We start from the raw sequence: 9,577 nt of genomic DNA, 5'->3' as shown, positions 1-9,577 counted from the left end.
AGTTCGGAGTTGAATTCGGGGATTAATCACAAAAAGAGGTTTGTTTATGAATACGAATATGTTGTCTGAAAATCTACAAGCCGAAGCACTTATTGACGATGTTAATCAGGGATTGTTTTATCCTGTTTTTCAACCGATAACTAATGGCAATGGAACTGTCGGTGCTGAGGTTTTGTTACGTTGGGAAAAAGGGCACGATGTTGAATCGTCAATTCGCTGTCTGTTAGACTCTAAGAAGATTGCATGGTTTACTCAAATATTCTTGTTAAGAGTGTCCGAGGAATTATTGTCTCAGAAGAAAATGATTGATTTTCTGACTATTAATATCTCCCCTGATCACGTTTTAAGTTTCACTTTTCTACGTGATATTTCCCCAATTTGGCAAGCATGCAACAAGTTAGGTATAACCTTATGGATTGAGCTTACTGAGAATGAACAATACCCGGTTGGCATTGACGAGAAAAGGATGATGTCCCAGTTTGGAGTATGTCGTGGTCTTGGAATTAAAATCGCGATAGACGACTATGGCAGTGGTTATAACACTGGTGAAGCACTGATTAGGGTTGTTAAACCGAACATAGTGAAAATAGATCGGTCGTTAATGAGAAACCGGAGTGATAATTCGACCTTTTGGGAGCGTCTTAGATTTTTAGCTCGGAAGTATCAGATTGAATTGTTATCTGAAGGTATAGAAAACCATGAAGATTTACGTTTTGCACAATCGCAGGGCATAGATTATTTTCAGGGCTATCACTTAGGCAAACCTGGCTCATTGAGTCAATTGTCGAAACAAGGTGCAGCATATTGCTGATCTACTTAAAAATAGCGTGAATAAATTCGGGTTACTTTTAGTGTGTAAAGCATCATCGTTAGTTTCAAGAGTTTTAGGTTTGCCGGAACATAATGCCATTCTATTAGTTTAATCATGCCTACTTAGTATCAAGTGTTTAATGCCTGCCAGTTTATCTATTTATAACCATTTGTTAGCATTGGGACAAACAACAAAACATTGGAATCGTTATGTCGCAGTCACCTTTGGATCAAAAGGCTTTGGAGCAAGAGCTTTCAGGTCAACAGCCCTCCTTATCTCAAGTTAATGTGTTTCCGGTTAAATCAGTAGGTGGGATTGCACTCTCTTCTGCTTGGGTCGAAAAACAGGGCCTTACCTTCGACAGACGTTTTATGTTGGCGTTGGCTGATGGCTCAATGGTGACGGCGCGTAAGTACCCTAAAATGGTCAAGGTGTCTTCTAGCTTGCAGCCAGACGGTTTGATTTTTACTTATGAAGGTAAAGAATCGCTGCGCCTGAAATATGCAAACTTCAAGATGCAAGAAGCGCCTGCAACAGTGTGGAAAGACAGCTTCACCGCGTATACCACCAACGACGAGGCGGATGATTGGTTCAGCGATGTGCTTGGTGTTCGCGTAGAACTGTTGTTCTGTGGTGAGCAATCCAATCGTGTTCGAGAAAAGCTTGGTCAGAATGTCAGTTTCGCTGACGGCTATCCAATGTTGGTGATCAGCCAAGCCTCTCTAGATGAGTTGAATCGCCGTAGTCCTGAAACGCATTCCATGGATCAGTTCCGCACCAATTTTGTCGTCTCAAACACTGAAGCGTTTGCTGAAGATGGTTGGAAGCGCATTCGAATTGGTGAGGTTGAATTCGAAGCGGTGAAGCCTTGTGAGCGCTGTATCCTAACGACAGTCGATGTTGAGAGCGGCGAATTCAGAGCAACAAAAGAGCCACTCAATACCTTTTCTACGTTCAGAGCCAATGAACGTGGTGGCGTTTTCTTTGGTCAGAACCTTGTGGCGAAAAATGAAGGTCTGGTGAAAGCGGGTGACGTTGTTGAGGTACTTGAAACCAAAGAGAAAGAACACTACGAAGACTCTTGGGTCGAGTCACTGCACTTAACTTGCGTCGAGCGTGAAGAGATCGCTCGCGACTTCACAACCTTTTGGCTAGAGCCAGCGAAAGAGAACAATTTATTACCAAGCTATCAGCCGGGGCAGCATCTACCGATTGAAATGGTGATTAATGGCGAGAAAGTGTCTCGTCGTTACACGTTATCTTCTAGCCCTTCACGCGCAGGTCGTTTGGCGATTTCCGTGAAGCGAGTGGACGATGGTCAAATCTCAAACTGGCTCAATGATCACTTCCAAGTCGGTGACACGCTAGTTGCTCAGAATCCAGATGGCGCATTCTACTTAGAAGATAACCCAACACATCCATTACTGCTGTTATCAGCGGGAAGCGGCATCACCTCTATGTTGTCGATGCTTCGTTACTTAGCCGACCATGGTCAGATTGATGATGTGGTGTTCTATCACCAATGCAGCAGTGAAGAAGATATCCCTTATCAAGCTGAGATTGATAAGATCGCTCGCGAACATGCTGGTCTAAGTGTGATTTATTCACTAAGCCAACCAACGAAAGAGTGGGATGGTTTGTCAGGTCGTTTGAGTGTGTCTCATGTCGCCAAAATTGAGGACCTTCATAAGCGCCAAGCATTCGTGTGTGGCCCTGACGGCTTTATGGATAATGCCAAGAAATTGCTGATTCAAATGGGGCTGAATCCTCAGCATTATCATCAAGAAGCGTTTGGTGTTGCTCAATCAACGGAAGAAGCGGTGAAGCAACTGCAGTTGAGCGTTAACGGCTACCTGTTCGAAGGCAACAACCAATCAACACTACTAGAGCAAGCTGAGTCGGCAGGTGTGTCTATCGCATCAAGCTGTCGAGCGGGTTTCTGTGGTGCTTGTAAAGTGACCCTTGAGTCTGGGCAAGTTCATCAACCTGATGTACCGGCGTTGCAAGAGCATGAACGCAACATGGGGCAAATACTGGCGTGTTGCAGTGTGCCTCAAACTGATATCGAAGTTGTAGACTAACTCGGTAGGTCGGAAGGCCAGAAAGAAAAGCACATTGAATAGAAAAGGCCGGAAGTTCACTGAAATGAACTTCCGGCCTTTTTGATTCTAAGATTAATTCAAACAATTAATCGTAGATCGTTGGGATCGGTTGACGCTTGTGCTGTGTTGCTTTGTAGATGCCTACTAAGCGGTCTGACACGTCTTGAGGGACTTCTTTACCTTCAAGGAAATCATCGATTTGGTCGTAAGAAAGGTTCAATGCTGCTTCGTCGGCTTTCTGTGGATCAAGCTCTTCTAGGTCGGCAGTAGGCACTTTCTTAACCAATAGCTCTGGCGCACCTAGCGTTGCTGCAAGTTCACGAACTTGACGCTTGTTCAGGCCAAACAAAGGCGCTAAATCACATGCACCGTCACCGTGTTTGGTGTAGAAGCCAGTGATGTTTTCTGCTGAGTGGTCAGTACCAATCACAAGACCACCAACGTAACCCGCAATTTCGTATTGCGCGATCATGCGAGCGCGAGCTTTCACATTACCTTTAACAAAGTCGATTTTTGCTGAGTCTGTTGGTAGTAAACCTGTACCTTCAAGTGCAACGTGAGATGCTGCGTGAAGCCCATCAACACCCGCTTTGATGTTTACAGAAACAGATTGAGAAGGCTGGATGAAAGAGAGAGCAAGTTGTGCTTCATCTTCATCTTTTTGTTCGCCGTAAGGTAGGCGAACCGCAATGAATTGGTAGTCGTTGCTGCCAGAGTTTTCATTCAGGCTATCCACGGCCATCTGTGCCAAGCGGCCACAGGTCGTTGAGTCTACACCGCCACTGATACCAAGGATCAGAGACTTGCAGCCTGACTGCTGAAGTTTCGTTTTAATAAAGTCCACACGACGAGTCACTTCGAAGTGAGGGTCAATTGAAGGTAGTACGCGCATTTCGTCACGAATTAACTGTTCCATTCGTATTCCTTTCCTGCAAGCAAATTAAAAATCTAGTGTTATCATACCTAAATCATCCGATTTAAAAACCTCTTTGCACAAGCTTAGAAAGAGAAGGCAGTAATAAACAATGGAAAAAATAGCCATTTTCGGTAGTGCGTTTAATCCACCGAGCTTAGGGCACAAAAGTGTGATTGATTCGTTGGCTCACTTTGACAAAATTCTACTCGTTCCAAGTATTGCCCATGCTTGGGGAAAAGAGATGCTAGACTTTGATATGAGATGTCAGTTAGTTAACGCATTTATTAGCGATCTTTCACTGGATCAAGTGGAGCTTTCTTTGATCGAAAAGAGCCTATTTACCCCAGGTGAAAGCGTCACGACTTATGCAGTGCTCAGTGAACTTCAAAAGTTACATCGTGACGCTGAACTGACGTTTGTTATTGGCCCAGATAACTTCTTTAAGTTCTCATCTTTCTATAAATCAGATGAGATTACCGAGCAGTGGTCTGTAATGGCTTGCCCTGAAAAAGTGAAAATTCGCAGCACAGACATACGTAATGCACTGATAAGTGGAAGCGATGTTGCAAAACTGAGTACAAAGTCAGTTACAAAGATGTTGCAAGATAGTGGACTGTATCAGATAATGTGAGTTCACTAATCAAGAGGTCAGAGGACTATGCTAAAGAGCGCGATACCAGCGACGTTGATCATGGCAGCATGTAGTATGCCTGCGTATGCTGAGTGTGATTTTTTTAGCTTAGATTCAATCATGCTGACTTCTGATGAAGATGACAATTGTCTAGATTTCTCGACCAGCATTGAGTCTTTTGGCCAACGTATGATGGAAATCAGTGGGCTGAGCGATGATGAACCGGAAAGCACACCGGACTATTGGTCTGACTGGGTTCTTCAAACCAAAGACTCGCCATTGCTGACACAAAGCATTGAGTCAAACTATGTTGGCTTGGGTATGTGGTTTCCAGAAGACCTTGAAGATGAGCAGTATGATATGTCGACTGAAGAGTGGTTGATGAATCATGGTCTTCAACTCAGCATCGGTTTTGGCGAGAAAGTCGAAGGGCAGCCGCGTATGCGCTTTGATTATCGTTGGCACGACTCACGTGACGCCGAACTAATGATGCAGGTTGAGTTGCCATTTTAGACAGGCAGATACACAGATAGATTGCTATCTACGTCTAAATAGTAAGAATTAAAAAAGCCGCAAAAACTCAGTTTTTGCGGCTTTTTAGTATCTGGCTTGCGAGTTTTAATACCAGCACTCACTTTCCGGCAAGCTATAAATCTTCACCAAAAACAAGCATACACAGTTGCTCGAACTCTTCTTCTTTACCTGAGAACAGATCATCAATCACAAGTGAACGTTTTTGACCTGACTGCATGCGTTTCTTCGCTTCTCGCATCACCATCACCAGAGTGTGCTCTTGTGGCAGGTTAGAATCATCAATGTTCCATTGATTGAATCGCTGAGAAAGAGCACTTTCGCAAAGCAGTGGTTTAAACGACAACACTTCTTGCTTCAAGACAGAAAGCATATCTTTAAACGCTTGTTCCGTATTATTGGCATTGGAAGCTCGAGCTTTGGTTTGCTCTAGCTTTTCTAGTAGTGCCGAAGAGAGGTTAGTTTGCGTGATGTAACCCGCTTGTCTTGGGAATGAATCCGTTAAACGAACAGAAAAGTCGACGCGGTTAACCTGAGTGTTTGGAAAGTAGGTCAGTGACGTTAGGCAGTCGTGCGGAATCCAGACGCTTTGTCCTGGTTCAACGGCATACTCTTGTTTGCCTAACTTAATCAAAACCAAGCCACTTTGAACCGATACAAGGCTATGTTTAAGTACTTTCTTGCGTGGTGTGATCACCAAGTGTGAAAAGTAAGCCGATGTATATTCAATAGCGAAGTTCATAGATAGTACCTTAATTTTGGGGCGTCAAGATTACCGTTAATCTTAAAGAATGCCAACAATAACAGGGGATTTTCAATGTTTCTGGTCTGACCTTGTCAAAAGTATGGGCTCTGTAGCTGCGAGAAGTCAAAACAACGCGTAGAATGAGCCAGCTTTTTATTATATGAATTAAAAAATGACCTCTCCAACCGATCCATATGTTGATATTCGTCCTTACGGCGATGATGAAATTCCAGCGGCACTAAACCGTCTTATTAATGATGAAGAATTTATCAGTGCAATCTTGCACTACCGTTTTTCAAACCATGCGTCTTGGTTTAAAGCATTAATGAGCCCGATTTTGCGTGTGTACTTAAAAATGAAGTGGAGCAAGCTGACTAGCGTTGAATCCATTCAGATTGAAGTGAAAAAGTACTTACGCGACACGTTAGCGAAAACCACTAACGGTGTGACGTACACGGGTATCGAGTCACTGGATGCGAACCAAGCTTATCTGTTTGTATCAAACCATCGTGACATTGCTATGGATCCTGCGTTAGTAAATTACGCTCTGCATCAAAATAATCATCAGACTTGTCGTATCGCTATCGGTGACAACCTGTTGAAGAAGCCATGTGCGACTGAATTGATGCGTTTAAACAAGAGCTTCATCGTAAAGCGTTCTCTGAAAGGACCGCGTGAGATGATGAAAGCGCTAGGGCAGTTGTCTTCCTACATTAAGCACTCTCTAGAAACAGGCAACTCAATCTGGATCGCTCAAAAGGAAGGTCGTGCGAAAGACGGTAACGATTTTACTGAGCCAGCAATTTTGAAGATGTTCCACGTTGAAGGACGTAAGCAAAAAATTGCTTTCCCTGAATACGTGAAGTCATTGAAGATTGTTCCTGTGGCTATTTCTTATGAGAACGACCCATGTGACACGGCTAAAGCGATAGAGCTTTTCGAAAAAGACGTAAACGGCAGTTACGAAAAGGGTGAGTTTGAAGATATCGAAAGTATCATTCAAGGCATCATCGGTGATAAAGGACGCGTTCACGTTGGTTTCGGTCAGGTTATCGACCAAGATTTTGATACGCCTGAAGCGCTTGCTGAAGAGATCGATCGTCAGATCCACGATAACTACAAACTGTTCCCAGTAAACTTGCTGGCAGCAGAAAAAGAAGATGAGTCGATTACAGCGGCCGTTAAACAAGAGTTTGAAGCTAAACTGTCGAGCCTGCCACAAGGTGCGCGTCAGTACTTGATCGATAGCTACGCCAACCCAGTGAAGAACATTGGTTAACGAGCGTTAGTTAGCTTGCTAGTTGATTAGCAACTTGATTGAATTGAAAAAGGAGCCTTGGGCTCCTTTTTTGTTTCTGAATCACCATTTGTTGCTGCGATCGAGCATTAACGTATTAGAGCATTAGAGCATTAGAGCATTAGAGCATTAGAGCATTAGAGCATTAGCCTGAATTAGCGAGCGACTGCACCACCGAGATCTAGATTGGTTGGCCATTTGGTTACGGTGTTGCCGCCCAGATAGATGTTGCCTTTGACTGTCATGGTCTCGGGGAATGTTGTAATCCCAGAACCGCCTATATAAAGGTCGCCGTCAATCACGATCCCGTTGGGTAACTCGGTTAAAGGAGTGCGGATCACGCTCAGATCGCCTTTTACTCTAAAGCCATTCGGTAGCCTTTCCAGTGGAGTGTCGGTGAGGTTGATAAAGCCGCCCACTCTTACACCTCTTGGCCAGCTGGTGATTTGGCTGCCAATCAAGTCGACGTAACCTTTTATCTTAACCCCGCTCGGGACTCGAGCGAGTTGGCTGTTAGAGCCTTTAAGGCTGCCGTTCACTTCTAACCCTTTGGGTAGGCGTGTGATCGCAGTATTCTCTATATTGAGATTACCATCTACCACCAAGCCAGTTGGAAGTGATGTATAAGGCTTATTTCGTAGATATAAGTTTCCGTAATTATCGAGATGGTTCAATATTTGATAGTGATCGAGTGGTTCAGCACTGACATTTGTTATGGTTAAGGAACCAATAATAAGTGCAATTATTCTGAGCATAACAGGCTTCTTATTACGATAGACGCTTACACTATAATGGAAAAATTAATCTCGCATAGTGTTTTACCCATTTGGCGGTAGATTAACGAGGAATGGAGCAAAGATGATAGGTAAATCAATGATTAGAGTAAATATACGAATTATTAAGGTCTTTCTGATAGCCGCTTCATTGTTTGGCTCAATGTCTGCGAGTGCCAATAAAGTAATTTCAACGCCCGGTAAAGCTGCGGTAGTGGTGACACAAGGCAGTCAACAGCAACGAGTTTGTTATTATGATGACAAGGCTTATAGTATTGGGGCAGTGTTAGAGGTAGGGGGCGTAGTGATTCAGTGCGCTGCAGAAAATGATTTTGAGCAAAATGGGTCACTGGCTTGGGTTCAATTAAAAAAAGACGAGTAATTCACTCGTCTTTTAATAAGCATATAAATGCTTATATTAACGCGCTAGAGAGCGAGTCTTAAGTTCAAAAATAATCTTCTCAGCGCTAACTTCAAATTTAAAGCGAGCGTGCAACTCTGTGCTTTCTTCAGTCATCTCTGATGCTTCGAACTCAACGTTGCTAGACACTTGTTTAGCAAGTTCAACATACTTAGCAAACTCAGCTTCAATCAGTGCTTTTGAGTTTCCGTAAACCGTTACTTCAGCAACATCGTCGCCTTCTTTAATGATGAACCCGATTTCGCCTGCACAGCCGCAAGCCTCACATACATCGTTGTTACCAATATCTTGGCTCATAAATAATCCTCTTACAAAGTCTGAGGTTATTCTAACGAGCAATTTGAACTGTATCTACAAAAATTAAAACCTTTGAACTAATTTATACTGGTATGCTATGTTGTTTGTTAAGGTGTTTGATGGATATCTACATTCGCGCCGCCAAATATGTATGTGATTTACCTCACGTTTTGTTGAAAAGGAATGTTATTAATATGTCAGAATATCATTCACTTAGTTGCGCCAGAAATGATTTTATAAGACTATCTATCGCTTGATAGGTATTTATACAATGAATTTTTCGTTGGGTATTTCATATTCTAAGTAGTTATTTAAACTTATCGACTTAGGATTGTAAGGTGATTTTCGAAGAATAATTAGACAAAGTGTCCAAAGAGGCATCACTGTAAAATTGTTCGTACATAGTATTTGTGTGAATTTAGTTATAAATACTTGCGAAAAAATACCTTGCTCACATAATGCTGATAACGATTTTCATTCTGACTTCATTTGATTGAGTTAGATGGATTTACAAAGAGAAGAGCCTGAATATGCCAAAGCGTAGTAAAGAAGATACAGAAATCACGATCCAGAAAATCATGGATGCCGTTGTAGACCAGCTACTAAGATTGGGTTACGACAAGATGTCATACACGACGTTGAGTCAACAAACGGGTGTTTCTCGTACAGGTATAAGTCATCACTTTCCAAAGAAAACGGATTTTACTGCTGCTCTAGACGGTCGTATTTTCAAGATGTTCGTGGAACACATTGACTTCGAAAATGGCCTTGACGCATTTTCAGCTAGCTGGGTTGCAGCACTTGAAGACGCTGAGTTCCTAGCAATCTTACGTTTACTTTTCCATCATATCGTTACTGCTGAGAGCGCGCATGAGTTCGCTGCAAACGGTATTGATCGTCTATACAAGCTGACTGAAACTCAGTTTGGCGATACTAGCGGTAAAGAACTAGAGTGGCTGATTGGTAAATCATTGATTCGTATGAGCCAATAATCAGCACTCAATAAAAGAAGCTCCTACGGGGGCTTTTTTTGGGTTCATCGCGGATTAGCGG

11 protein-coding genes are annotated in these 9,577 nt (G+C 42.9%); 7 read left to right on the top strand and 4 right to left on the bottom strand.

The window, feature by feature from the left end:
* Positions 1-46: 46 nt before the first annotated feature.
* Together AB4209_RS18400 and AB4209_RS18395 are read left to right on the top strand one after the other, a co-directional pair.
* Positions 47-811 carry an EAL domain-containing protein gene (locus AB4209_RS18400; protein ID WP_017062770.1) on the top strand — a complete coding sequence of 255 codons (765 nt, stop codon included), beginning with the start codon at positions 47-49 and terminating at the stop codon, positions 809-811.
* Between the two features lie 209 nt (positions 812-1,020).
* Positions 1,021-2,892 (top strand): MOSC N-terminal beta barrel domain-containing protein, encoded by a 1,872-nt coding sequence (locus AB4209_RS18395; protein WP_372056820.1) that lies wholly within the window; start codon positions 1,021-1,023, stop codon positions 2,890-2,892.
* 106 nt (positions 2,893-2,998) lie between these two features.
* Here AB4209_RS18395 and nadE read toward each other — a convergent pair whose 3' ends face one another.
* The gene (gene nadE / locus AB4209_RS18390; protein ID WP_017062768.1) at positions 2,999-3,829 is read right to left on the bottom strand and encodes an ammonia-dependent NAD(+) synthetase; all 831 of its coding nucleotides are present in this window, start codon (positions 3,827-3,829) and stop codon (positions 2,999-3,001) included.
* Between the two features lie 109 nt (positions 3,830-3,938).
* On the opposite strand from nadE, the gene AB4209_RS18385 reads away from it, so the two are divergent.
* Together AB4209_RS18385 and AB4209_RS18380 are read left to right on the top strand one after the other, a co-directional pair.
* A complete protein-coding gene (locus AB4209_RS18385; RefSeq protein ID WP_017067959.1) occupies positions 3,939-4,460 on the top strand; it encodes a nicotinate-nicotinamide nucleotide adenylyltransferase in 522 nt (173 codons plus the stop codon).
* A gap of 27 nt (positions 4,461-4,487) precedes the next feature.
* Positions 4,488-4,973 (top strand): hypothetical protein, encoded by a 486-nt coding sequence (locus AB4209_RS18380; protein WP_372056818.1) that lies wholly within the window; start codon positions 4,488-4,490, stop codon positions 4,971-4,973.
* A 133-nt stretch (positions 4,974-5,106) separates the two neighbouring features.
* Here AB4209_RS18380 and AB4209_RS18375 read toward each other — a convergent pair whose 3' ends face one another.
* Positions 5,107-5,733: a hypothetical protein gene (locus tag AB4209_RS18375; protein ID WP_017067957.1), complete on the bottom strand. Its 627-nt coding sequence runs from the start codon at positions 5,731-5,733 to the stop codon at positions 5,107-5,109.
* A gap of 175 nt (positions 5,734-5,908) precedes the next feature.
* Here AB4209_RS18375 and AB4209_RS18370 point away from each other — a divergent pair, with 175 nt between their 5' ends.
* Positions 5,909-7,015 carry a 1-acyl-sn-glycerol-3-phosphate acyltransferase gene (locus tag AB4209_RS18370; RefSeq protein WP_017062764.1) on the top strand — a complete coding sequence of 369 codons (1,107 nt, stop codon included), beginning with the start codon at positions 5,909-5,911 and terminating at the stop codon, positions 7,013-7,015.
* Between the two features lie 173 nt (positions 7,016-7,188).
* On the opposite strand, the gene AB4209_RS18365 is transcribed toward AB4209_RS18370, so the two are convergent.
* On the bottom strand, positions 7,189-7,788 hold the full coding sequence (locus AB4209_RS18365; protein WP_017062763.1) for a hypothetical protein: 600 nt from the start codon (positions 7,786-7,788) through the stop codon (positions 7,189-7,191).
* Positions 7,789-7,891: 103 nt separating this feature from the next.
* Between AB4209_RS18365 and AB4209_RS18360 the strand changes: the two genes are divergently transcribed.
* Positions 7,892-8,188: a YnjH family protein gene (locus AB4209_RS18360; RefSeq protein WP_102332681.1), complete on the top strand. Its 297-nt coding sequence runs from the start codon at positions 7,892-7,894 to the stop codon at positions 8,186-8,188.
* A 36-nt stretch (positions 8,189-8,224) separates the two neighbouring features.
* Here the strand turns inward: AB4209_RS18360 and AB4209_RS18355 are convergent, their stop codons facing one another.
* Positions 8,225-8,524, bottom strand: a complete 300-nt coding sequence (locus AB4209_RS18355; RefSeq protein WP_017062761.1) for a YfcZ/YiiS family protein — start codon at positions 8,522-8,524, stop codon at positions 8,225-8,227.
* Between the two features lie 530 nt (positions 8,525-9,054).
* Between AB4209_RS18355 and AB4209_RS18350 the strand changes: the two genes are divergently transcribed.
* The gene (locus tag AB4209_RS18350) at positions 9,055-9,516 is read left to right on the top strand and encodes a TetR/AcrR family transcriptional regulator (RefSeq protein ID WP_017062760.1); all 462 of its coding nucleotides are present in this window, start codon (positions 9,055-9,057) and stop codon (positions 9,514-9,516) included.
* Positions 9,517-9,577 lie beyond the last annotated feature (61 nt).

Source organism: Vibrio sp. 10N.286.48.C11 (genome assembly GCF_041469805.1).
In the GTDB taxonomy this organism is placed as follows: Bacteria; Pseudomonadota; Gammaproteobacteria; order Enterobacterales; family Vibrionaceae; genus Vibrio; species Vibrio crassostreae_C.
The sequence above is the reverse complement of the archived record's forward strand: the minus strand, read 5'-3'. Positions and strand labels throughout refer to the sequence as shown.